The organism is Mucilaginibacter gossypiicola, assembly GCF_900110105.1.
Taxonomy (GTDB): Bacteria; Bacteroidota; Bacteroidia; order Sphingobacteriales; family Sphingobacteriaceae; genus Mucilaginibacter; species Mucilaginibacter gossypiicola.
In genome coordinates, this window is the sequence record NZ_FOCL01000003.1 from 775,449 (window position 1) to 801,610 (window position 26,162).

Genomic DNA, 26,162 nt, shown 5'->3' on the forward strand with positions numbered 1-26,162 from the left:
TTGTTACTTTTTAGTGTATTTCCTGGTTTTAACCTGCTCGCCGGTAAGCTCAAAGGCAGACATCACACAGCGGAAGCCTATGTAGGAATGGGCGGCCTCCTGGTCATCGAAACTACGGGTATCAGTGTTCAGCATTTCGCCGTTATCTTTCCATGAGCCCCCGCGCACTACCTTGCGGCGCATCAGCATGGCATCCTTGCTGGTTGCATCATACAGCAAAGCCGGGTTAAGGTCATTCACCAACTGCGATGAAGAAGGGCTGTAAGCGTCAAGCGTCCATTCAGATACATTGCCGGCCATATTATAAATACCAAAGGCATTGGGCGTGTATGATGTAACGGGCAGCGTAAATGTTGATCCGTCGCTGGCATAACTGCCCTCGCCCTGTTTAAAATTGAGGGAGAGCCTCTCCTTACCGGTTGCTTCATCAATTGTGGTTTTCACCGTACGGTCTGTGGTATCATTAGGACTTGCCTTTGCTTCGGCAGCAAATTGCCATTGCGCCTCGGTAGGCAAGCTAAAACTCAATTTGAAATTGCGCAGGTTAGGATTGTTTTTGATCATGAGCCTGAGCTGGGTGCCACGCCAATCGGCATAGGCCCTGGCCTGTTTCCAGGTAACTCCAACTACAGGATTGTATTCGTAAATTTTATTGGTGAAATAATTGGCATCCATCACCGTCATCTGGGCATTAGGAAAATCTGCCGACCATACCGCTTCATGTGGGTAAACACTTACCGTATCCATCATGTACTCATTGTTTTTAACCCCATCCATCCTGATGTAGTAAAACCGGTAAACAATCAAATCAGGATTAGGCACCCGCACGCCGTTAATCATCGTCATCATCGGAGCCAGCTTCTCTTTAACTTCGGGCGGGGCCTTTTTCCAGAGGGGGGAAATCTTGTTAACCTTGCTCCAGTCTATCAACCGCTGCTCTTTACCCGTGCTTCCTACGGTTGCGCCTGTTGCAGGCATAAAAAAGGAGTCGTCATGGAGATAGTCGGTAACAGCTACTGAATCGGCAACCCAGTTTACAAAGGCCTGGTACTGCTTGTTGGTTACCTCAGTTTTATCAATAAAAAAAGCGCTAACGCTAACCTTGCGCTGTTCGGCATTGTCATCGTTCAACATTTTGTACATGAACGTGCCCGACGGAATGTAAACCATTCCCAGCGGTGGGATAAGCCGTTTTACAGAAACAGCGCGTGTTTTGGGTGTATTATAAATACTTGGCTGGCAGGCGCTGAGCATCAGCAACAGCAATCCTGTTATTGGAACAGACGATCTCATTCGACAATTAATTAAGAATTAGTTAAGTCAGAATGATTTCATATAATGATTATTGATTGTGTGGTTAAACAATGATCAAATATGAATGAAGGCGCCGTTAAGAAGTGTTATGTGTCGATAAAGTGTTCGATGTTATCGATGAACCTTTATTTTGCGTCGCTTATTTCTTTGAGATGAGTTTAAAATTGGAGAATTTAACATATGAACGGTGCGGCCCGTAGGTGCTGTGATAAAGACCGATTTGCAAATCACCAACGTTTAAATCAGGTCTTGACACCGGGCTTCCGGGCAGATCAGCCCAATGTACGGCATCGTTACTGCTCCTGATGTAAAACAAATCGCCCGATTTTTGGATCTGTAAGTAGCGGTTATAATTCCAGCCGGTTTGTGTATTGGTTTGCATCCGGTCGCCGGTTTTATAATTGGTAAGCATGTTTCCGCAATTCCAGGCCGGAAAAATGCTGTTCTGGATCAGGTTTTCGCTGCCTTCAGTACCTGGTTGTTTGGCTTTCCGTACCATCAAGCCCATATCACTGTTACCGGCTACCTTTTTTTCTTTAAGGCCGCTTACATCAGCAACCTCCACTTCGGCCACAAAATCGCCCGAAACGTTGCTGTACAAAAACGGGCCGTATGGCAGGTTCCCATCCCAGTTTGAGCCTTTCGACTCCAGAGTGAGGCTATTATTACCGCTAAGTATTTTATACTCTTGTTTATCCGGGCTGCTAACTATTCCATCCCATGTAGTACCTGCGGTACCGTCACCGGCAAAGTCTCTGTTAACCGTAAACTGATCTTTAACGACATGAAACAATGCTGATGATGTACCCACAGGCAACGCTTTTGCTTTTAAGCTTACGTTACCGTAATTATCTTTTACTTTAAATGAGTAAGTATAATTTTTATCGGCCGTAAGCCCATAACTGATATAATGCGGATCAGCCTGCCAGCCGCTTGATTTGCTGCTATCTACCTCATTGATAAAATCATATTGAAGATTTGATTGTACTGAAGCATATTCAGGTGCCTGCATATCAACCATATTAGGCGTTACGGCTTTTGGTACGGTTTTAAACGTTAACGATCCGGCTACAGGCGGATGATAGTTCTGTTTCCAGCCGAGACTTAATTGTTTAATTTCTGCCGATGATAAGCAATGCTTATAAACAACGAGACTACCTATCGCGCCCTTAAAGCCATCGCCCAGCAACAAATTACCTGCAAGGTTACCGGCTTTTGTCGAGGTTGAAATTAACACACCATCCACATATTGTTTAGCTGTACTTCCGCTTACTGTTTTAATAATATAGTGCCATTGCCCCGCATCTAAATATTTACCGGCATTGATCAAAGGCTCTTTCGATGATTGTGATTTCAGTATCGAACCGCTTTTCGTCACCTCATTTTGATAAACACTTAAAGCGATACTGTAACCTTCCTTGCTATTCCCAGCAAGATCATTATTGAATATGAGACGGCTTTTACCATTAAAGTTAACGGCTATCTTGCCTGCAATATCGGTTACTTCAGCGCCCTTTGTATCTATCGGTTGAAATGCGCCGCCTGCATCTCCGTTGTTGATCCATTGCTGAAGTGGCCCGTAGTTTAATTTCGAAGCATCGAGGTAAACAGCGATATCTGATTTTGCGGGATGTAAAGCCCATTGTTTTATTACGCTATCGGTTAAGGGCTCGTCATAAATTTTAAGGGAGGAGATAGCGCCCGAAAAATATGCTGAGCGGTTTGTTTTAGCGCCGATAATGAACTTATCTGCCGGCTGCAAAAACAGCATCTTATTTTCGGTATTGTTGAGCTCGCCATCAACAAATAGTTTTTCAAACGAGCCATCAAAAGTAACAACTACCTGATGCCACTTCCCGGCAGCGGGCATTGTTTTATATTGAAAATCGGAAACACCGAAGTGTTGTACAGCACCTGCAGTGCGATTACTCCCGAAACCAAAAGTAGCACTGCGATGATCCGATTCGCCATTCGTCCAGCTTAATACCGGATCTTCATCTTTGATCTGATCAGCATAAACTTCATATGATACGGTATAGCTGTTATTACCTGCAAGCGACCGGGGTACAGCAACTGATGATTCGAGCGCTTGTGTACCATTAAATACCAATGCCTTTTTACCTGCGATGATATCAACAACCGGAGGTTTTCCTGTTGCTGTAAAATTGCCGCCCAATTCGCCGTTATTAGTCCATTGGGTTATCGCTTCGCCAGCCTGGAAGTTGGCAGCATCCAGGTTTACTAATAAGCCATCTTTACCTTCCTTAATAGCTTTTTCAATTTGGGGGGAGATAGTTTTGGATAATTCTTCTTTGTTTGCATCAGCGGCAGTTTCGGTTACAACATGTTCACCATAAACTTTTACATTCCAAACTGCCTTATACAAACCGGGGTATTCTGTTCCTGTTATGGTTAACCGGATAAATCGGCCTTTAGTGTTCCCGGAATCTACCATCGGCGAACCGTGCTGTGTATTTCCTCGCCTGTCAGAAAATACTTGCCAGTTTTTTCCATCTGCTGATGATTCAATTAAATACTGATAATACCAGGTGGCATATTCAAACTGGGTTAATACCTGTTGTACTGTTTTTACAGCTCCCAAATCAATGGTAAGCCATGCTGGGTTGGTACCGTTATCTGCAGGTTTCCATAGCGTGCCATTATTGTTATCCACCGCAAAGGATGGTTTATAATTCTCATTATAAAAAGATGAAGTGGTAACTTCTTTCTGATAGGCCTCATCAGGGGCGCTAATGGTACTTTTCCCTAACAAGCCTACTCCAAGATGTGTTGGGATGATCTTTTCGATATTGCCATCGGCATCAAATACGATCTTATCTGCACAAACCTGCCGGTGATAGCCCCCGTTGGAGTGCGGGTTGTTATGGCGGTGATATACCATGTAAAAATCATCACCAACCTGTACTACCGACTCATGCCCCGGTCCGTGAATGGTTCCGTCACTATTAGTGCTCAGCACCGGGTTGTTTTTGCCAAATTCAAATGGGCCCATCGGCCCGGTTTTGCTGATAGCATATTGAACCCGGTAGGTGGAGTCTTCGCAAAGACCAGATGAATAGGTGAAATAATAAATACCCTTTCGTTTAAACATGAAAGGTGCTTCAAAAAAATCTTTGGCTATGGTATTGGGAATCTTGGCTGTTTTGGCAAAAGTGTGCATATCCGGGTTTAACAAACCTACCCCGCAACCATGATCAGGATAGATGCCCCAGGTACCCCAAAACATATAGATCTTGCCGTCGTCATCTTTAAAAGTTTGCCCATCCAGCGTGATCACCCCGGGAATAAAATAATTAGGGATCATTGATTTGCCATCAGGTAACAAGGGAGTCCAGGGCCCGGTAGGGCTTGTAGACGACGCCCCATAAATATCAACCGGCTGGCAATAGTACATGTAATACTTACCGTCGTTACCATTAATGACATCGGGAGCCCAGTAATAATTGGAAGTAGGCCAGTTCATATCATGCATGGTCCAATTCACAAAATCCTTGGATGTCCATACCTGTGACGGACCATGTCCGCCGCCATTACCATCGGTAGTTGCGTAAATGTAATAGGTATCGCCAAATTTCCTCACGGTGGGATCGGCAAAGTAACCGGGGATGATGGAATTGCCATTGCCCGGAGCTGTGGCCGACTGCTGCTGCGCATAGACGGTTAATGCTGCTATGCATAAACACCATGAAAAAAATACTGTTAACTGAAATTTACGCATTTTATTACTCTGCCTAATATGATTTAGTTATGCGCCAGTTCATCTGTATTTCTTGCAGGCGGCTCGGCATTAAGGAGGTGCTTTACAAAAAAGTCACGTTTCTTTTTACGGCCGTACGGACCGCCGTCGCTATGGCCCATACCGGGAACCACCAACAGATCGAACATTTTATTGTTTTTGATCAGCGCATCGGCAAAACGGAAAGTCGATTCGGGCGGAACATTGTTATCGGCCTCGCCTACAATCAGCATCAGGTCGCCCTGTAATTTACCGGCATTGGTAATGTTTGATTGCTGCTCATAGTGCGGCCCAACGGGGTAGCCCATCCATTGCTCGTTCCACCATTGTTTATCTATCCGGTTATCATGACAACCGCAGGCAGATACCGCCGCTTTATAAAATTCAGGATGGAACAATAAGGCACCCGCCGAGTTTTGACCGCCGGCCGAAGTGCCGTAAACACCAATCCTGCTGATATCAACCTGCGGATACTTTGCGGCAAGCGCCTGCATCCATAAGATCCGATCTGCAAAACCGGCATCGGCAAGGTTGTGCCAGCATACATCATGAAATGCTTTTGAACGGTTGGCCGTGCCCATGCCATCCATTTGCACCACGATAAAACCCAACTGGGCTATACTTTGCATCTCGTTAACAACCGAAAAGCTTTTAGGTACAAACGAATCCTGCGGACCAGCATAAATATTTTCAATTACAGGGTAGCTTTTATTAGGGTCCATATTGGCCGGGCGGTAAACTACACCCCAGATATCCGTTTTACCGTCCCTCGCTTTTGCGACAAATACTTCTGGGAGTTTTGCTCCTGTAGCTAAAAGACCAGTCAAATCAGTGTGCTCCAGCTCCATTACCGTTTTCAGATCGGCAGTGTTTTTAATCACTATTTTGGGAGCGATGTTAACCTCAGAATAAGTATCGATATAGTATTTCCTGTCGGGCGAGAAGGTTACGCTATGGTTACCTTTCTCGGGAGTAAGATCGGTAAGATTTTTACCATCGAAACCTATGCGGTAATAGTGCATAAAGTAAGGGTCTTCCCCTTCATTGTTACCGCTGCCTTTAAACCAGATCTGCCTTTTTTTAACATCAACACTATCAACGTCGCGCACTACCCAATCACCTTTGGTTACCAGTTTTTCTTTACCGGTTAGCTCATCAACAAGATAAATATGACGCCATCCGTCTTTTTCAGTTACCCAAACTATCTCGTGTGTTTTAGCGCTGTAATAAGTGTAGATCCTTTGCTCGTAAATAAAAGTATTTGTTTTTTCATCGATGATATTACGGGTTTTCCCATTTGTAACATCTACCTCAATAACCCTGAAACGCTGGTGCCCGCGATCTGCCTTTTCATAGGTAAAATAGCGGCTGTTGCCATCACGCCAGTGCAATTGCGGTGCACCAAAAAAATCGATCTTTTCGGCATCCGTTTTTATGGCACTTTTATCGGCGATATTGAATATGTATTGCTGATACGAGGTAAATTCATCACCCGGCTGATCATATTCATGCGATTTCAGCACCGCACGCGTAGTACCCGGTACCGAGCTCAGCAGGTAATAAACCTCTTTTGTTTTTTTTGGATCGATGCGGTACCCCACCAGGTGCTTACTATCCGGCGACCAGGTAAGTTCGCCGTAAGGCTTATCTAAATTGCCATCCGTAGTTAATTTGATCTCGGTTGAACCTTTAAGCGATTTAACAATAATATTACCGCCTTTTACAAAAGCCGACCATTGTTTATCCGGCGATACCGAATCGGCAGTTATACCTTCCCAGCGGTAATGGCGTACCTGCAAAGGTTTATCGTTATCATAACTTTGGTGTACGGTATCGGTAGTTTTACTGCATTGAAGCGTGCCTAAGTCGCACTTAAGCCAGGTATTGCCTGTTTTAAAAGTGGCCTGCTTTTTATCGGCACTAAGAAACATATCTTCAATCCGGAAGCCGCCGTCTTTTACGGGTTTGCCTGTCGCTTTGCTTACTTCAGCAGTTAGCTGTCCGCTTTCGAAGATGATTTTCTTAGTTCCTTTTTCGGGTTCAACAACTATGTAAGCGGTTTGATTATTGGCAATTCTTTTACTGTACCAGAATTGGTTACTGCCGGTCTGCCAGTTAGGTCGCACGTTGGTAACGTAGGGGACCTTTTTTAAAGCTGAATCAAGCGCATCGGCTGCTTTATAGTTTTGCAGCACTTCCGCATGGGTGGGATAATAAGGAGTAGCTTTTGTCTGTTGTGCATCGGCTGATTTGCCCGCGGCTGCTAAAAAAACAGTTAACAGTAAATATTGGTGATACCTTGCCATAAGTTATAGTGTTGTGTAAAAATACCCAACATTGGCCAAATGATGTTTCCATAAATTAACACATCATAGCAGGCATTTAGCAAAACAAAGCAAATTGGTATGGCGCATAGTTGACTCACCCGGTCTGCGCTACGCTGGACCACCCTCTCTTCGCCTTTGGCGGAAAGAGGGTAAAGAAAAAATAAGGATAAAATCCCCTCTTTACGCTTGCGTAGAGAGGGGTGACAAGCGCAGCGATGTCGGGGTGAGTCGATACGGCGGTTATCTCTTTACTTATGCTTTTTCATGGGCTATCAGTGGAAATAGCGTGAGCAGGGGTGTGTTAGGCGATTAGCTTATCAAAGCAGAAACACACCCCTCCGCCCCTCTCAAGAGGGGAATCGCACAATCCCGCACCTTTTATTCATTCTATCCCCTTAACGCCTCAATTTCCTGGCGGGTTTTAGGCAGGTATTTACCCAATAACTGGCTGCCTGTATCGGTTATTAAAAAGTTATCTTCAATACGGATGCCGCCGAAATCACGATAGGTGTTCAGCACATCGTAATTAATAAACTCGCTGAATTTCTTTTCGGCTTGCCAGCGGTCAATCAGTTCCGGAATGATATAAATGCCCGGCTCAACAGTAAGCACATATCCTGCTTCCAGTTCGCGGCCCAGTCTTAATGATTTTAAACCGAATACGGTTTCCTTTTTCAGCGTATCGGTATAGCCAACGTATTGTTCGCCCAGGTCCTCCATATCATGGGTATCCATGCCCAGCATGTGGCCTAAGCCGCATTGAAAAAACATGGCGTGAGCACCGGCGGCAACGGCTTCTGCAGGGTCGCCTTTCATCAGGTTTACCTGTTTAAGGCCCTCGGCCAGTTTTTGACAGGCTTGGATGTGCACATCTTTATAGCGGACGCCCGGCTTAAGCATACTGATGGCATGATCCATAGAATTAAGCACCACGTCATATAACTCCCTTTGGCGGGTGCTGAACTGCTTGCCCACCGGGAAAGTACGGGTCAGATCACCACCATAGTGCATGGCATTCTCAGCGCCGATGTCGCTTAAAACCATATCGCCCTCTTCCAAAACATTCCCGTAATAATGCGTATGCAAAGTTTGCCCATGTTTGGTGATGATAGCCGGGTATCCCAAGCGTGAATCATTAGCAATCGCCACTTCATGCGCTTTAGCTACCAGTTCATATTCCCTGATACCGGAGCGGGCATATTTCATTACGGCAAGTTCCATATCGACGCTTATGGATACAGCCTTTTCTATTTCAGCAACCTCCAGCGGGGTTTTGATCACCCGTTGGGCTATCACAGCTTTTACCAGTTGCAACGAAACGCGACCGGCAACATCTTCCAGACTGGTGTTTAACCAATCGGCCAGCTTGATCTTGTTTTCGGGGCGATAAGGCGGCAGGATATGAACCGGGCGACTACCGGTAACTGCTTTGTGGACGTAATGCTTAATTTCGGCATACGGTCTGGTTTGCGCAACGCCAACCAGTGCGGCCATTTCACCAACCGATGGCAGTGTACCTGTCCAAATGATATCATCAATGGTGAGATCGTTACCGAAGATTACTTCTTCGCCGGTATCGGTATCAATAATAGCCGCTAAACCCGCTACATCAAGCCCGAAGTAATATAGAAAGCTGCTATCCTGCCTGAACAGATAAGTATTGTCTTTATAGTTCATGCTGCTCTCCTCGTTCCCTAACAAAACGATGATGCCATTGGCGCCCATGCTTTGTTTTAAAACATTGCGGCGCTGTACGTAAACCTGCTGATCAAAAAGTTGAAGTTTCATAACACAAAATTAAACATGCCGGCTCTGTTGAGGAACCGGCATGTGCAAGTATAATTTAAATTTGATTATCTGTTGACGTTTAACGGCTTACTATTTTTTCCATTCGCCATCAAACAAGCGCCAGATCTTTGTCGGGTTAGCTTGCTGTAAAGCCAGTGGCAACAAAACATCAGGGCAGTTTTGAAAGCAAACCGGGCGTACCCACCTTTTAGCCGCGTTGATGCCTACAGCGGTAAAACGGCTATCGGTAGTTGCCGGGAACGGGCCACCATGTACCATACTGGCACAAACCTCAACACCTGTTGGTACGCCATTAAACAGTACCCTGCCAGCAATTGATGGCAGCAATTGAAGCAGGTTTGAATGGCCTGCAAAATCCTCATCGGTACCCATTACTGTAGTTGTAAGCTGACCAGATACTGATTTTAATACTTTGATCAGCTCCAGCTCGTCTTTACAAACTACCATTAATGAATATGGTCCGAACACTTCTTCATGCAACAGGTGATTTTCAAGGAAGGTTTCGGCACTTACCAGGGCGATAGTTGGCTGAGCTTCGATGTCGATGGCTTCTGTTGCTGATTTTACAACGCTGGTAACACCGCCCTGCTCCAAAGCCGCGTGGCTCTTTTTCTCGTAAGCCGCATGGATGCCGGCATGCAGCATTTTGGCGGGTTTGATATCTTCAATGCCATTACCCAACAGTTTATAGAAATTATCCAGGCCTTCACCCTCAACAGCCAGCATTAAGCCGGGATTAGTACAAAACTGACCAACGCCTAAAGTAATGGAACCTGCATATTGCGCAGCCAGATCGGCGGCGTTTTTATTCAAAGTATCCGGCAAAAATATAACCGGGTTGATACTGCCCATTTCCGAAAATACAGGGATAGGCTTTTTACGCTCTGACGAATATTGCAGCAGCGCCAAACCACCAACAGTTGAACCGGTGAAGCCCACTGCGGCGGTATCATCTGCCTGAACCAGCGCTTTACCACTTTCAAACGAAGTACCATGTACATGCTGGAAAACATGTTCAGGCATATTGCTACTTACAATAGCTTTTTTGATAGCCTGGTAAACCATTTCTGAAGTTTCGGCATGGGCAGGGTGAGCTTTTACTACTACCGAACAACCTGCGCCTAAAGCACTGGCGGTATCACCACCTGCGGTTGAATATGCGAACGGAAAGTTACTTGCACCAAAAACAACTACCGGGCCCAGCGGAACAAGCATCTTGCGGAGATCCGGACGAGGTAACGGTGTTCTGTTTGGCAGTGCGGTATCAATGCTGGCCTCAACCCAGCTGCCTTCGCGCAGCATCCCTGCAAACATGCGAAGTTGGCCAGTTGTACGGCCACGCTCGCCGGTTAGGCGGGGTAAAGGAAGATTAGTTTCTTCAGCTGCTTTCTGCAGCAGGGCATCGCCTATTGCTTCTATTTCATCAGCAATAGCTTCTAAAAACAGGGCCTTTTGTTCGGCATTTGTTTTTTGGTAAGCCTCAAACGCGCTTTGCGATTGCTGCATGATGATATTTATTTCTTCGGTGCTTTCTTCTTTAAAATTGTTAGCCATGGCAGATATTTTAGTAAAAAACGAGGGCTTACGCCATTATTTTGCGCAAGCAAATATATTTAACCTTTTATGATGTGTACTGAAGATTCCTAACCAGTTATAGCAGGATTTTATCTTATTTCTACAGCACAACTTCAAAACAGATTAAAAAACGGTCAAGCAGTTAAGTATTCAACACACAGCCAATCGTCTTGTTTACATCAATTTATAAAACCTTACCCCATGCGGCGGGATGATACAAGACACAGCAGCAACATTTTTGGCAATATCTTTTTGCTGCCAGAGATCCCGCACTATTTTAACCTTACCCATATGGATCTTGTTAAAATCAAGCGTATACTTCGAGTATTTTTCACCAAGATTGAAAATACCTATAGCTTTGCTGCCATCTGCCAGTTGTTTCACCCAAACCTGGATCTGTTTATCGTTTATCACCCGTACAGCCTGTTTACCTGCCACGTCCTGATCAATGGCTATAACCTCCCGGTTTTTTAACAGGTTAAGGGTAAACTCATCAAGCTTATCCATATCGCAGCCAATCAATAACGGGGCTGATAAAAGGCTCCACAAACTCATGTGGGTGTATTGCTCATAGGGTGTTAGATTAGTTTGATGAAGGTTTTCGCCCCAGCCTACCCTGCCCAAAATGAGCATATCGGGGTCGTTCCAGCCTCCCGGGCCGGCATAAGCCGCATTATTGGTTTGACTAAAGCCGATGCCATACAGGCTTTCCCAGGTATCGGTAATATCCTCGGTAGTACGCCACAGGTTGCCGTTCATTTGCGCGCCCCATTTCCAAACATCTTTTATACCATACTGGCAAATGCTATAAACAATGTCACGCTGTTGTTTCGCCAGTTCATTACGCATTACTATGTAGGGCTTTTGCTGTGCGAACAATGTGGTATCACCAGCCGTTTGATCCGAATAACTGCACAGGTCGTACTTTAAATAATCAACACCCCAGTTAAAATAAGTGCCGGCATCCTGCCCCTCATGCCCCAACGAACCCAGGTATCCACCGCAGGTTTTTGCTCCCGGCGACGAATAAATACCAAACTTTAATCCCTGCTGATGCAGATGAGTTCCCAAAGCTTTCATATCCGGAAACTTTTCATTAGGTACTATTTCTCCGTTTGATTGTCTTGACGGTGCCTGCCAGCCATCATCCACGTTAATGGAGTTCCAACCGTAATCTGTGAGACCTTTATCAACCATGGCTTTGGCCGAAAGCCTTACCTTTTCGTCACTCACATTTAATCCCCAGCAGTTCCAGCTGTTCCAGCCCATGGGCGGGGTAAGCGCCAAAAGTTTACCCGATTTAATGGTCAATATTTTTTCATCTTTCCCTAAAGTATTGCTTACCGAAACAAACACCAGGTAATTTCCGGCCTTTGGTGCAGTACCGGTTATGATGCCTGTTTTAGGATCGAAGCTTAAACCTTGCGGCAAGTTTTTAACCATATATTTTAATGGCTTCTGCCCGCTTGTCGGGATCTTGTAAAGTACCGGTGAGCCCGGATGCACACCTAAAACTCCCGCGCTGTTAATCATCGGTTTTAACGATGCTTTGGGAGTAAGCAAATAAGGTGCTATCTCGGCAAAGGTCTTGGTCTTGCCTGATGCCGTTTCGGTAAATTCATAATACAGCTTGATACCCTCACGATGCGGAAAGGCAAGCGTATAAGTTTCCTTCCTCAATGGCGGCAGGTTTGCGTTTAGAGTTTTCTCGGCAATTGTTTTTTGAGTAACCTCATCAAGTATCCGGTAATGAAATTTGCCTGTGATATTGGTTTTAAAACTATTACCTATAGTCAATTTGCGTACGGACTGAGCATTGGGTAAAAAGCTGATCTCCGTTTGGGTGAAAACAATGCCGTCAAATTTTTCGAGCATATCGATATAGGGTGCACCCATAAAAATACCGCCTGAACCGCCCCCATCGTAAACTTTAATAGCAATGATATTTTCCTGGTCCCATTTAATAGCCGGATCATTTGCTGCAATGCAATAATTACGTACTGCTGGCCATTTGCTCACATAGCCTCCCCTATCTTCGGGAAATGCCCCGGTTTTACCAATCAGCTTGCCGTTAAAATAAGTTTCATCAACATCATTAACATGGGCAAGGAATACCCGCAGGCTATCGCCCCAAACCGATTGCTTTTTTAATGCAGATGGAATAACCACGTGGATGCGGTACCAGGCAAAGCCATGATAATCGGAGTAGCCCTGCTCCTGCCATACATCGCCAACTTTAATGTTTTTCCAATTTGTATCGTTAAAACCGGTTTCTTTCCAGGCAGCATCGTTACCGGTTGAAAACTTAGCTGTGCTCAGCTTAACAAAATTTCCGTTTTGAGCATGAGCTGCTATGCCCATTGTGATAAGCCATAGCAGCGATAAGATCTTTTTCATGAATTGATAGTCTATAAACTTTCAACAGGGAGCTCAGCAGCTTTGCGTTGTTTGCTGCCGCCTATCAGGTAATAAACCGGGATGCCCGTTAATGTGATGATGAGGCCCGGATAGGTATAAGCCGGTTTATATTTAATGAGCAATAGGCAAAAAGCTATCCCCATAATGATATAAATAACAGGTAACACCGGGTAACCGAATGCTTTGTAAGGACGCTCGGCATTGGGCATTTTTTTGCGAAGGATAAAAATCCCGATGATCGTAAGCACATAAAAAACCACCACCACAAACGAGATCATATCCAACAGATCGCCATATTTACCACTCAGGCTCCACAAGCAGGCGAAAACACACTGTAGCCACAGACCAAAGCCCGGTACCGAATTTTTATTTAGCGTGCCTACTTTTTTAAAGAAAAGCCTGTCTTTAGCCATAGAATAGTAAACCCTCGCACCCGACATGATGAGCCCGTTGTTACAACCAAAGGTGGATACCATGATGAGCAAGGCAATGATCACTGTACCCGAACTGCCAAATATGTGCTGTGATGCAACTACGCCAACCCTGTCCTTATCGGCCGAGGCTATGTCATGCAGGGAAAGAACGCCTGTATACATCACATTGGTTAAAATATAAATCACCGTTACGATCAGCGTACCCAAGGCCAGGCTTAAACCGATATTCCTTTTCGGGTTTTTGATCTCACCTGCGATAAAAGTTACATTGTTCCACGAATCGCTGCTGAATATAGAACCAACCATTGCCGATGCTATTGCACCTAAGGCTGCAATAGTAGTGTACGAAGCAATGGAACCATTAGCGCTAAGGCTATGCATGCTCCAGGCATTCTTCCAGTTTTCATTCCATACCGAAGCTTTTAAAGAAAACAGGCCGAACACAATTAAACCCAGCAAACTCAACAGTTTGGCCATGGTGAAAATAGTCTGCACAATTTTGCCGCTGTTAACGCCGCGGGTATTGATATAAGTTAAAAACACGATCACGAGAATGGAAAGCAGTTGCGCCGGTGATATGGTCACGAAACCGAGGTCGACAGCAACAAGGCTTTCACTTAGTTGCGGGATGAGGTATGCGGTAAACTTGGCGAAGGCCACTCCCACTGCCGCTATTGTAGCTGTTTGGATCACGGTAAAGAAGCTCCATCCGTATAAAAACCCAACCAAAGGACTATAAGCTTCCTTCAGATAAACATACTGACCTCCAGCCCTCGGGAACATGGCACTCAGTTCGCCGTAACTCAGGGCGGCGGTAAGGGTCATAAAACCGGTAATGAGCCAAACAAATAACAACCAGCCTGCGCTACCCACATTGCGGGTAATATCGGCGCTCACAATAAAAATACCGGAGCCTATCATACTGCCCGCCACCAGCATGGTGGCATCCATCAACCGCAACGAAGGCTTAAAAGAAGTGCTGTTCTCCATAAAATGTTTTTATATAAAAGCAGAAAGCATAAGGCTTAAAGCTGATAGCTTTACTTCAATGCTATTTAATAATAGGTCTATTTAGTTACTTACTTCCGAAATCGTAAAATTTCCAGCTTGTTGTAAAATCTTTGGTTAAAGCCTGGTTAGTTAACGTGGCCCGCAGCATTTCAACCGGGATCAGGTTTTCTTTAATGGCAGCGTCATGGAATTGTTTAAAGGTCATTTTGCCGCTATCAACCAGTTCTTTCCTCAATTCTGTCAACTGCAAACCACCTAACAGGTAAGCCACCTGGTAAAGCGGACTATAGCCCCCTTCAAATGAGCGCCTTACTTCACCCTCGGCATTTGCACGTTCATGACCTACACGGTCAACCAAAAAGTCGATACATTGCTGTGGAGTCCAGTTGCCTAAATGATAGTTGAGCGAGAATATGATCCTGGCACAACGATGCATACGCCAGAACAGCATGCCTACCCGTTCTTCAGGAGTTTTGGCAAAACCTTTGTCGTATAACAATAGCTCCCAGTATAAAGCCCAACCTTCAATAGCAAATGGCGTCCCGAAATCCTGGCGATAAGCCTTATAACGACTGTTCATGAAATATTGCAGGTTATGACCGGGGATCAGCTCATGCTGCACAGTTCCCCTCGAAAAGTAAGGGTTGTTGCCGCGCATGCTCATCAGTCTGTCGTCATACTGCATGGTATTGGTTGGGTATGAGATACTGATCTCCTTTCCACCGGTAAAGAATGGATTAACTAACTGTCTCTGCGGCGACATCATCACCATTCCCCAGGTTTCTTCGGCAAGCGGAGGTATCGTGATCAGATCGCGCTCTTTAATAAAGCTAAGGGCATCGTTATATAATTTAACAATTAGTTCAGGCTGATGGCCAACAGGAACATAGCTGTTCTTTACTTTTTCGAGGGCCTTTTTCCAATCGTTGCCAAAACCCATTTCCTGCGATGCTTTCAGCATTTCCTTATCGCACCAGGCAAACTCCTTGTTGGCCAGTTTAATAAGTTCTTCGGGCGTGTATGGGATCATCTCGGCCTGAAGCTGGCTAATCAACTCTTCTCTGCCAATAGGCACACCTTTGATTCCGCTGCTATCGCTTTTTTGACTGGTGTTCAGCTTTCCTTTGCTTATGGCCAGCTCGCTGTACCTTTCCAACGCATTGTCAACGGCTTTATAAGGTTCAGGTACCCACCAGGTAAACGAAGGGTCGTACTTATTATAGAAACCAAAAAAGTCCTTTAAACGACCTTTTAAACCCAATAAAGCAGCTTTGGTTACTTTAGCCACCGGCATATCCACCGATGGAAGTTTATGATACGCTGTTGTATCTGCTTTAAGTTCTTTCAAGATCTTGTTCAGATCGCCTGCTACTTTTTCGCCATCAACAAATGTTCCGCGACGACGTTTTTGTTCAAGCGCGTAGATCTCATCGGCAAATGAAATGTATTTGGCAGCCTGGCTGTACAGGCCTTCTTCCTTCTTCAGGTCTTTCAGATCAAAGTTAATGCGCTTTTTCAGCAAAATATAATCAACCTTGCCGTATATGCTCAGGGCATTAAAGTCTGTTTGCTCCAGTTGCTTCAGGTAATCATTATCAACCTCAATTAACCTTTTACGCTGTTCGGGCGAGTTAAGCACATCCTGTTTGTACTGATCTTCACCGTGCTCGTTAACGTTGTACGGCGAATAAAAGTCGCGGATGGCATTCATATCCTGCCCGTACCTGATGATGGTACCGGCTACTTCGCTGCTTTGCTCATACAAATTGCTGGCCGGAGCAGTTTGCGCATTTGCAGTAAGGGCACCAAAAGTAAGGGCATAAAGGGCCAAACCTTTTATGGTTGTTTTAGTATTAATAAGCACGATATATTGGGTTTGAGGTAAAAAGATTAAAGCCGTTGTATTAGCTGGCAGCCCTGTTCAGGCTGATAAGATTATTGTTGTATGAATCGAGATAGCCCCGTGGCGAATTACCAATTACGCATTTGAACACCCGGTTAAAGTTGGTAATGCTTTTAAAACCGCACTTATAAGCTACCGTATTAATACTTTCAAACTTATGAGCGATAAGCTTTTTACATGCCTCATTGATCCTGATCTCGTTCAGGAACGAAATAAAAGTATGACCGGTATGTTTTTTGAAATATCTGCAAAACGACTCGGGAGTCATATAAGCAACTTTAGCTACATCCTCAAGTGTGATGGGTTCGCTATAGTGCTGCATGATGTAGTTATAAATATTACCGATCCTGATCCCTTCGTTTTCGGTAATGCCCGGCAGGTTGCCGTAAGTTGATAAAGGGTCAAGTTTACCCTTGATATTCGTAAGCCCTTTAAGCAAATGAAAAAACTGGATAAGCTGATCAGGTCCTGATGCCTTTTGCAAAGCGATCATGATCTGCGATACTTTATCAACAACAGAATGCGGCAATTTAAAGCCTTGCTGGTGCTGCTGCATAAATATCAGGCTTGGTTTAAGCTCGGGCAAATTAAACAGCGGCGCCAAAGCCCCTTCCGGGTTAAAAAATATAGTAAGCGCTTCTATTTGTTTGTTGGCATTGGGCGCAAAATATTCGGGGTTACTTTTAAACACATGCGGCAGGTTGGCACCTATTAAAAACAAGTCGCCTGCGGAGTAATCATGCATGTTATTTCCTGCAATTAAAGTCCCCTCACCCTGCTGTATCCAGGTGAGCTGAATTTCTTTATGACGGTGCAGGTAGGGGTAATGGTAAGGCAAGCTAACCTTTTCTGCTATCACACTTTTATCGTGCGGAACCGGGATAGTAAATTGTAAAACTTTCATCTGCTACTTGATTATCACTTGTTGAATTTACAATTACTTAACTTAATTTGCTAACAAATGAAGTTAAAAGGATAAAATACGGGCAATATTTGATAATTTATGGTTGATACAGGTGCCAAAATTGACCGAAAAACCCATCTTTATCCAATAAATAGAAAGTAAATTAAATGTTATATAAACAATTAAAATCAAAATTATAGTCACCACAGCTAATATTTGGCCGAATAAAATATTTTTAATTGTATATAATACAACTATTGTACATTTTACACTAACCATGCATTTTACGCAGAAAACCCGTTTTTTAACCTGTTTTTTATGATGCAGGTAATAAAACCTGCCCCTGTTAACGAAAAAAACCGCTCATCAGGGGTGAATGAGCGGTTCCGTTTTCCGGCAAGCCGGAAGGGTAATCAATTGTTTAAATTAAGATCTTTCAGGAGCAAATTCTTTAATATCAATAGAGGTTGGTTTGCCCGAAATAATTTCGTTTGCCAGTAAACCCGTTGCCGCGCCAAGGCTCAAGCCCATCATACCATGTCCGGTTGCTACAGTAAGGTTGCTGTATTGTTTACTCCTGCCAATATAAGGCAAGCCGTCGGCAGATGAAGGCCGGAAACCGAACCAGATATCTTTTTGCTCAGGAACAGCAGGTTTTAAACCCGGGAAATACTTCGGTACTGACTCAACAATCCCTTTTACGCGGTTCATGTTGATACGGTCGTTGATCTTGTCAAGCTCCATAGTACCACCATAACGTAAACCACCATTCATTGGGGTAATTGCAACACGGGCTTCAGCTAATAAAGCGGGGATGTGCATAGTTTCGGTATCATCCTTTACAGTAAAGGAGTAACCTTTGCCAGGCATCAACAGGATCTTTAAACCCAATAACCTGCCAATAGCCGGCGACCATGAGCCGCCTGCAATAATATATTCATCGGCAATAAACTCTTCGTTGCCTGCCAATACTTTGCTCACTTTACCGCCTTTGGTCTCAATTTTGGTAACCTCTTTATTGGCAACCAACTTCACACCAACAGTTTTCAAGTGTTTGATCAAAGCAGCCATTAGTTTGTTTGGCGACAGGTGCGCATCGCAACGGTAATGTACCGCACCCAACACATCAAGCTCAAGCTTTGGTTGCAGCTTTTTACAGTCATCAACACTAAGCACAGCCATATCCAAACCCAGTTCCCTACCCTTTTCGGCCATGTGCGCTTCTTCCTCACCAGCCTTTTCGGTTTTATAAAACATCAGGATGCCTTTTTCAACCAGGTCGAAATCAAAACCAGGTTCCTTGCTCAAATCTTCATAAAGCCTTTTGCTGAGCAGGGAAAGCTCCGTTAACGGAACCGCCGATTTTTCAACGTGCGCGGCATTAGCTTTCTTTAAAAATTTCAATCCCCATGAAATCAGTTCGGGGTTTAGGGATGGTTTTACGTAGAACGGGCTTTTGCTGTTAAACATCCACTTGATACCCTGCGAAACCATACCCGGCGTTGCCAGCGGGATAAAATGACTTGGCACTATCATACCGGCATTTCCATATGAGCAGCTATCGGTCATGTCGCCCTTATCAAGCACAGTAACCTCATGCCCGGCCTTTTGTAAATAATAAGCCGAACTAAGTCCTACTATCCCACCTCCTATTATCAGCACCTTTGCCATTTTTTATTTTAAGCTGAAAGCTTAAGGCGAAAAGCCGAAAGCTTTATTTAGAAAATTATTAATTAAAACAGTTAAAAGGGCGGGCTGTGCGATTCCCCTCTTGAGAGGGGTGGAGGGGTGTGTTTCTGCTATGATAAATCAATCGTAGAAACACACCCCTACCAACGCTTTTTCCTCCGCGCCCCCTCTCAAGAGGGGATTTTGAAAGTCCTTCGTTTACTCTATTTTATATCACCTGGAAACCATGTGCATAAGGATCGTCATCATCAATCTTGATGGTATTGTAACCATATACTTTGGCCCAGCCTTCTACACTTGGTATAATGGCATCAAAATCATTGATCTTCACCACATCCTCAACTTTGCCAATAAACTTACTGCCGATGATACTTTCGTGAATAAAAGGCTCACCTACTTTCAATTTACCTTTGGCAAACCATTGCGCCATACGCGCAGATGTGCCTGTTCCGCAAGGCGACCGGTCGATAGCTTTATCGCCGTAAAATACCGCGTTACGTGCAGTTGAATCTGCCGATAAAGTAGCACCTGCCCAAAGAATATGGGTACAGGTATTTATGGTAGGATCCTGCGGATGCACGAACTGATATTTTTCGTTGATGCGTTTACGCAGCACCTGGCTCCAGGCTATCAACTGACCGGCTGTATAATGCTCGATACCTTTAAAATTAGGCTGAGGATCAACAATGGCATAGTAATTACCACCATACGAAACGTCGATAGTAAGCGTGCCAAGGTCAGGGCATTCCACTTCTAAATCAGTCGCGGCAAGATATGCGGCCACGTTTCTGAGTTTCACCGAAGTTACCTTTTTGCCCTCCTGTTTATACTCGATCAATACCAGACCTGCAGGTGCTTCCATGCGTACTATACCCGGGGTTTTAGGCTGGATCAGTCCTTCCTCAATAGCTATGGTGATGGTGCCGATAGTTCCGTGACCACACATGGGTAAACAACCGCTGGTTTCAATGAACAAAACAGCAACGTCGTTTTCCGGATCATGAGGTGGATACAGGATACTGCCCGACATCATATCATGCCCGCGGGGTTCAAACATCAGGCCCGTCCTGATCCAGTCGTACTCCTTTAAAAAGTGTTGACGTTTCTGGCTCATGTTGTCGCCTTTTAGTGTGGGACCGCCGCCGGCCACCAGCCTTACGGGATTACCGCAGGTGTGTGCATCAACACAAAAGAAAGTTTTACTTGCCATATGCAATTATAACGCTACTTCTGTCAATTTACCCCAGCTTCCAACAGGCAATTCGGGCCTTGCAGCAAGTGCATCATCAATAATTTTTTGAACTTTTTCGCGCTCAGCACCAATTATTGGTAAACGCGGCGCACGTACATTTTCGGTACCTATACCGGTTGCAACCTCGGCCAGTTTAATGTACTGTACCAGTTTAGGATGAATATCCAGCTCAAGTACAGGTAAAAACCAACGATAGATAGCCAATGCCTCATCATACCTTTTTGCTTTAACCAAACGATAAATAGCAACGGTTTCTTTAGGGAAGGCATCAACCAAACCTGCAACCCAACCGTCAGCACCCATCACAAGGCTTTCCATAGCCAGTGGATCAACACCGGTAAAGATCTTGTACCTGTCACCAAAACGATTGATCATACGGGTAACGTTTGATACATCACGGGTTGATTCTTTTACCGCCTGGATATTATCATAAGCAGCAAGTTCGGCAAACATATCTAAAGTAACCTCAATTTTATAATCAACAGGGTTATTGTAGATCATGATTGGCAGTTCGGTACTTTTTGCAATAGTTGTAAGGTAAGCGACGGTTTCGCGGGCTTCGCTATTGTAACGCATAGGCGGCAACAACATCAGGCCATCGGCACCTTTATCCAGTGCTTTTTGAGCATAAGCAACAGCCGCTTTGGTAGTTTGTTCGGCAATATTCAATATAACAGGAACTTTTCCTTCAACAAACTCAACAGTGTGGGCAAGCAAAGCAAATTTTTCATCATCGCTTAATACGCTCGCTTCGCCTAATGAGCCGCCTAATATAAATCCGTCAACACCGGCTTCAAGCTGGGCGTTCAGGTTTATATCAAAAGCTTCAAAATCAAGTTCGTCATTATCTGTAAATTTAGTAGTTACTGCAGGGAGTACGCCTTTCCAATCAAAATTTATCATTGTATATTATTTTTCACAAAATTAAAATAGTAATAAGTATTGTTTATTTAACAATTTAGCAGACACTAACCGTATTTTAACCTATAATATCGCTTACCGGCAACGTGCCTGCTAAATAACGCCTATTGCGCATCCCACCAAACCCTGTCAGTAAGCTTAGCACTTTGCTGCGACTGAGGGTTTGAGGTCATTTCTGACTGCGGATAAAGCACCCTGCGCGGAATATCCGACAGCGCATTTTTCACCTTGGTTAACGCCGGGAAGCCGGTACGTCTCCAGTCGGTGTAGTTCTCCATCGACAGGAAATTAGCTACAGACTTTTCCTCCATAATAAGCTGCATGGCATTAGCACTGGTCAAAGTCCCTCTTGAAGCTAAATAAGTATTCACATCGGCATCAGCAATGCCCAATTTTGACATGTGCGATTTAACAGCCAGCAAATAAACCGGTTGCGCCGCCGTAGCACCTGATAATACAAATGTAGCTTCGGCTTTTAAGAATAATGCTTCCGAGTAAGTAACAATGTAGTTATTTGAGCTTGTACTTGCATAAAAAGAGCCACCCAACGAGTATGATTCCAAGCTACCGATATCTTCCAAACCTATCTGACGGCCGGTATATAAACCGGTTTCAATTGCAGGAGCAACCATTTTTGACAAACGTGGGTCTTTCCTGGTTTTAAAACCATCAACAAACGTTGAAGCTAATACCAGTGTTGAGCCTGGCAGGAAGTTTTGTTGCCAGGGGTTTTCAGCGCCAGCACCGCCGGTGAATGGCATTTTCATATCATCATCATTGCTTACCATACCATTTTCAAGAGCAGTAAGCGCCAGTTGTGCCTGAGCAGCAGCTGTATGCCCTGGAGCTTTGGTTAAGTGCATATAATAACGTGCTTTTAATGTGTAAGCCGCTTTTTTCCATTTACTCATATCGCCGCCATAGTAAAAATCATCACCTGTAGGTACCGTAGTGGTATTTTTAGCGATATCTGCGATAGCGTTATCAAGCAGGGTTTGTATCTGCGTATAAATTGCTTCCTGGCTATCATATGTTGGGGTAAGGTTATCTGTACCCTGAAAACTTTTTGAATAAGGCACATCGCCCCAGGCATCAGTAGCAGAACCAAGCGTATAGGCAAGCAAGATCTTTGATATTCCCGCGTAGTTAGCATTGCCGTCAGCTTCTGCTTTTTTATTAAGCAAAACAAGATTATTCATTACCTGTACATAAAAGTTGTACCAATCGCTATCCATGTCCTGATGATACATGAGATAGGTACCAAAGTTTGGTGGTACCTGGTTTAAAGCTATTACCTGAAGGTATTGCTGTAATACTATAGCGAGGTTAGCACCACCCGCAGCAGTAATATTCTGTGATATGGCCGCTTCAACCGGGGCCAGGATCAGTGATTCTTTAACATCTATAGGCCTGTTGGGGTCGTGGTTTACATCAATGTATTTTTTACAGCCCGTAAAGCTTACTAACGCGCATGTTACTAACGTGATATATTTATTTTTCATGACAATTTCTCTTATTAATGATTTTAAATTATAGGGTAACTCTCAGGCTAAAATCAACTGATTTTGAAGTTGGGGTTGAGAATGAATAGATACCCTGTGAGCCGTTTGACGAACCAAATGAGCTAACTTCCGGGTCGCCGCCGGTAAAGTGTGGCGCGTGGATCCAAAGGTTACGGCCGGTTACACTGAACGTTGCCGATTTGAAAGGACTCTTGCTTAACCATGATGGTTTTAAAGTATAGCCTAAACTAACATTACGCAGTTTAACGTAGCTGCCATCCTGAATTACGGACTCCAACACGCTGTTTATACGCTGATAATAAGCCTGACCGTTTACAGCTACGGTATTAGGCTGGCCAGTAGTAGCGTTTACACCATCAACCACCCGTAAACCACGGTTTTCGGTAACTTTTGGCGTACCATAAAAGTAACCGTAGCCATCAACGTTATTTTGGATATCGCCACCACGTTTGATATCAAAGAAGAAACTGAAATTGAATTGTTTGTACCTGAAGTTATTGTTAATGCCGCCAAGCCAGTTAGGGTTAATATTACCCACTATGCCCTGTGTATCATCAGCATATGGCAGGCCTGTATCATCAGTTAGTAACTTACCTGCCGCATTACGTGCATAGCGGGTACCATATATTACTCCGTAAGGCTGCCCAACCACAATATTGGTAAAACCGTTACCCAATACCTGTTGATCGCCATAAATAGATAACACTTTGTTTCTGTTGCGGGTAAAGTTTAAAGTAAGGTCCCAGTTAAAATCACGGCCCTTAATTGGGGTGGCGTTAAGCAATATTTCAATACCCCTATTGCGCATTACCGCTGAGTTTACACCTGTTGATGCATAACCTGTTGATGCCGCAATAGCCACATTTGGTATAATACCATCAATTGTTTTTTTACTGTAGAAAGATGCTTCAAGGCTGATACGGTTATTAAAAAAACCCGCTTCAAAGCCCGCTTCAAACTCGTTGATACGCTCGTTTTTAAGATTTGGATTGCCCAGTACATCGCTGATTAAAAAACCAGCCTGCTGGTTATAAGGGAAAGCAAGGTTACGAATGGTTGCTTTATTGTAAGGCGTTAATAAACTGTATGCGCCGATACTGCCGTCGTTACCTACTGTACCGTAGGAAACCCTAACTTTACCCAGGTTCATCACCTTTGAAAGCTCCGGACTAAAAAACTCTGAAAATATAAAACTACCCGCGGCGGAACCATAAGGGTAAAAATTATGGTCGGTTGATAGTACCGAATTACCATCATACCTGCCGGTTAATGATAATAACAGGAATCGCTTATATTCGATATTTGATTGCAGGTAGAAACCAATTTTCCGTTGTAATGTTGAACTCTCACTGTAGTTAACTGTTGAAGCAGAAGCCATATTATACAAACCGGGTACAGTTAAGCCAACACCATTGGCGTAAGTATTTTCGCTATATGTGGAGATAAGGTTATTACCTAATATAACGTCAACGTTAAAGTCGCCAAACTGCTTATTGGCACTCAGCAATAAATCGTTATTGTACTGGCGGTAGGTAGTGTTGTTATCAACCAAACGACCATTAGGATTTGATACCGACTGAGTTGATTCATGATACCTGTCCATTTCTGTATAAACATCGGCACCAAACCTTTCAGTAATGGTTAACCATGGCAGGGGTTTATAATCGGCAGTAAAAGTTGGTAAAAACCTGTTAACGCTTGAGTGGTTTTTGATATTGTCCAATACCCAATATGGGTTATTACGCGAGAAACGATATAAACGCTGTGTACCATCGGCATTTAAATAAGGCTGCAGATTGTACGAAACCGGTGCGGTAAAAACTGTCCAAACCGGGCTTTCAAGTGCGTAACCCTCCGGCAACCTGTCGTTTTGCGAATTTGAATAATTTAACTGAAAAGTAGTGTTCAGGTTTTTTAGTACCTGTGCACTATATTTTGCGAAAAATGTATTGCGCAAAAATTTTGTTGTTGGCACAGTACCCTGCTGGTTAAAATTAGAGTATGAAACCAGGTAAGTAGAATTGTTACCGCCACCGCCTATGTTTACAGTATTGTTGTAAGTATGACCGGTTTTAAAGAATAGATCGGACTGGTTATAAACTTTTGCAGGCTGCCCGTTTATTTTCAATGTATCCATCTCGGCGCCCCAAGATGTGCTTGTTTTATTTGTTACACCATCATAATAAATACCATTTGTACCCAATGAATACTTGCTTTGAATTTGAGGTAATAACGGATTTTCAAATGAAAAGTCGGAAGAGAATGTGATGAGCGGCTTTTTATTTAAAGCGCCGTTTTTGGTAGTAATGATAACAACACCATTAGCGCCTTTTGAACCGTATAATGCGGTAGCTGCCGCACCTTTTAACACGTTCATACTGGCAATAATAGATGGATCGATATCGGCTATCCTGTTTGTACCGGGCCCCGTATTAAGGTTACCGGTTTCTGAGTTGTCAACAGGCACACCATCAATAACCATTAAAGGTTCGTTAGTACCAAAAAATGAAGACCCTCCCCTGATCACGATCCTGGCCGAACTACCCGGAGTACCTGATGAACTTGTTACCTGCACACCAGCAACTTTACCGGCTATTGCGTTTACAAGATTAGGCTCTTTTGATTGAGCAAGCGACTCGCTCTTTATTTCCTGAGAACTATAAGTCAGGATCCTTTTATCGCGCTTTATGCCCAGTGCAGTTACAACAACTTCGTTAAGAACTTTGTTATCCTCAACTAATGCAATGTTGACTTGCGCCTGGCCGGTAAGTTTTACTTCCTGTGCGGTAAAACCTATAGCTGTTACAATCAGCGTTCCTTGCCCGGTATAATTAAGGTTGTACAAACCGCCGGCATTAGTAACAGAACCGACGTTTGTATTTTTTATTTTAACGGAAGCGCCAGCTATTGGCTCGCCCTTCTCGTCGGTTACCTTTCCTTTTAGTGTTACTGTTTGCGCGTATGTGCTGTAACAAAACACAAACACACTTAGTAAAGGCAAAATGAACCTCTTTAGTAATTGTTTAAACTTCATAAATTAAATTTTGGGGTTAAAAACTATATATTACACGCTGTATTTCAGACACGTAAAACTATCCGCGAGCCGCCCCTTGTTTTTTTATGAAATTTGCCAATACTACCCGTATCTTAACATTCCTGTTACAATAGCATTAATTTGATATTATATTTATGTATAAAGCTGTTAAAGCGTTAATATATTGATGGTTAATTCCTGGCATCACTAAGAAACTTACTGTAAATGCCCTGCGCGTTAAAAAAACGGATAAAATCCTGCTATCAACTGCAAAATATTATTCAAAATAAT

Annotated in this window: 14 protein-coding genes; all 14 read right to left on the reverse strand. The window is 43.9% G+C overall.

Features of this window, described 5'->3' with window-relative positions:
- Window positions 1–3: 3 nt before the first annotated feature.
- Window positions 4–1,293, reverse strand: coding sequence for a T9SS ring complex lipoprotein PorK/GldK (gene porK, locus BMX50_RS13175; RefSeq protein WP_091210977.1), 1,290 nt, complete (start codon window positions 1,291–1,293; stop codon window positions 4–6).
- A gap of 160 nt (window positions 1,294–1,453) precedes the next feature.
- On the reverse strand, window positions 1,454–5,053 hold the full coding sequence (locus BMX50_RS13180) for a family 43 glycosylhydrolase (protein ID WP_091210978.1): 3,600 nt from the start codon (window positions 5,051–5,053) through the stop codon (window positions 1,454–1,456).
- Between the two features lie 23 nt (window positions 5,054–5,076).
- A complete protein-coding gene (locus BMX50_RS13185; RefSeq protein ID WP_091210979.1) occupies window positions 5,077–7,377 on the reverse strand; it encodes a S9 family peptidase in 2,301 nt (766 codons plus the stop codon).
- A 408-nt stretch (window positions 7,378–7,785) separates the two neighbouring features.
- The gene (locus BMX50_RS13190; protein WP_091210980.1) at window positions 7,786–9,186 is read right to left on the reverse strand and encodes an aminopeptidase P family protein; all 1,401 of its coding nucleotides are present in this window, start codon (window positions 9,184–9,186) and stop codon (window positions 7,786–7,788) included.
- Between the two features lie 90 nt (window positions 9,187–9,276).
- The gene (locus BMX50_RS13195; protein ID WP_091210981.1) at window positions 9,277–10,761 is read right to left on the reverse strand and encodes an aldehyde dehydrogenase (NADP(+)); all 1,485 of its coding nucleotides are present in this window, start codon (window positions 10,759–10,761) and stop codon (window positions 9,277–9,279) included.
- A 195-nt stretch (window positions 10,762–10,956) separates the two neighbouring features.
- Window positions 10,957–13,179, reverse strand: a complete 2,223-nt coding sequence (locus BMX50_RS13200; protein WP_091210982.1) for a putative Ig domain-containing protein — start codon at window positions 13,177–13,179, stop codon at window positions 10,957–10,959.
- A gap of 11 nt (window positions 13,180–13,190) precedes the next feature.
- A complete protein-coding gene (locus tag BMX50_RS13205) occupies window positions 13,191–14,624 on the reverse strand; it encodes an APC family permease (RefSeq protein ID WP_091210983.1) in 1,434 nt (477 codons plus the stop codon).
- A gap of 85 nt (window positions 14,625–14,709) precedes the next feature.
- Window positions 14,710–16,509, reverse strand: coding sequence for a DUF885 family protein (locus BMX50_RS13210; RefSeq protein ID WP_244280963.1), 1,800 nt, complete (start codon window positions 16,507–16,509; stop codon window positions 14,710–14,712).
- 40 nt (window positions 16,510–16,549) lie between these two features.
- Entirely contained in the window at window positions 16,550–17,452 is a 903-nt protein-coding gene (locus BMX50_RS13215; RefSeq protein ID WP_091210984.1) for an AraC family transcriptional regulator, read from the reverse strand.
- A 426-nt stretch (window positions 17,453–17,878) separates the two neighbouring features.
- Window positions 17,879–19,123, reverse strand: coding sequence for an NAD(P)/FAD-dependent oxidoreductase (locus BMX50_RS13225; RefSeq protein WP_091210986.1), 1,245 nt, complete (start codon window positions 19,121–19,123; stop codon window positions 17,879–17,881).
- 226 nt (window positions 19,124–19,349) lie between these two features.
- Complete coding sequence (locus BMX50_RS13230; RefSeq protein ID WP_091210987.1) at window positions 19,350–20,351, reverse strand: 4-hydroxyproline epimerase; 1,002 nt, start codon at window positions 20,349–20,351, stop codon at window positions 19,350–19,352.
- A 6-nt stretch (window positions 20,352–20,357) separates the two neighbouring features.
- Window positions 20,358–21,296, reverse strand: a complete 939-nt coding sequence (locus BMX50_RS13235; RefSeq protein WP_091210988.1) for a dihydrodipicolinate synthase family protein — start codon at window positions 21,294–21,296, stop codon at window positions 20,358–20,360.
- A gap of 122 nt (window positions 21,297–21,418) precedes the next feature.
- Window positions 21,419–22,816, reverse strand: coding sequence for a SusD/RagB family nutrient-binding outer membrane lipoprotein (locus BMX50_RS13240; protein WP_091210989.1), 1,398 nt, complete (start codon window positions 22,814–22,816; stop codon window positions 21,419–21,421).
- 28 nt (window positions 22,817–22,844) lie between these two features.
- A complete protein-coding gene (locus BMX50_RS13245) occupies window positions 22,845–25,871 on the reverse strand; it encodes a SusC/RagA family TonB-linked outer membrane protein (RefSeq protein ID WP_091210990.1) in 3,027 nt (1,008 codons plus the stop codon).
- Window positions 25,872–26,162 lie beyond the last annotated feature (291 nt).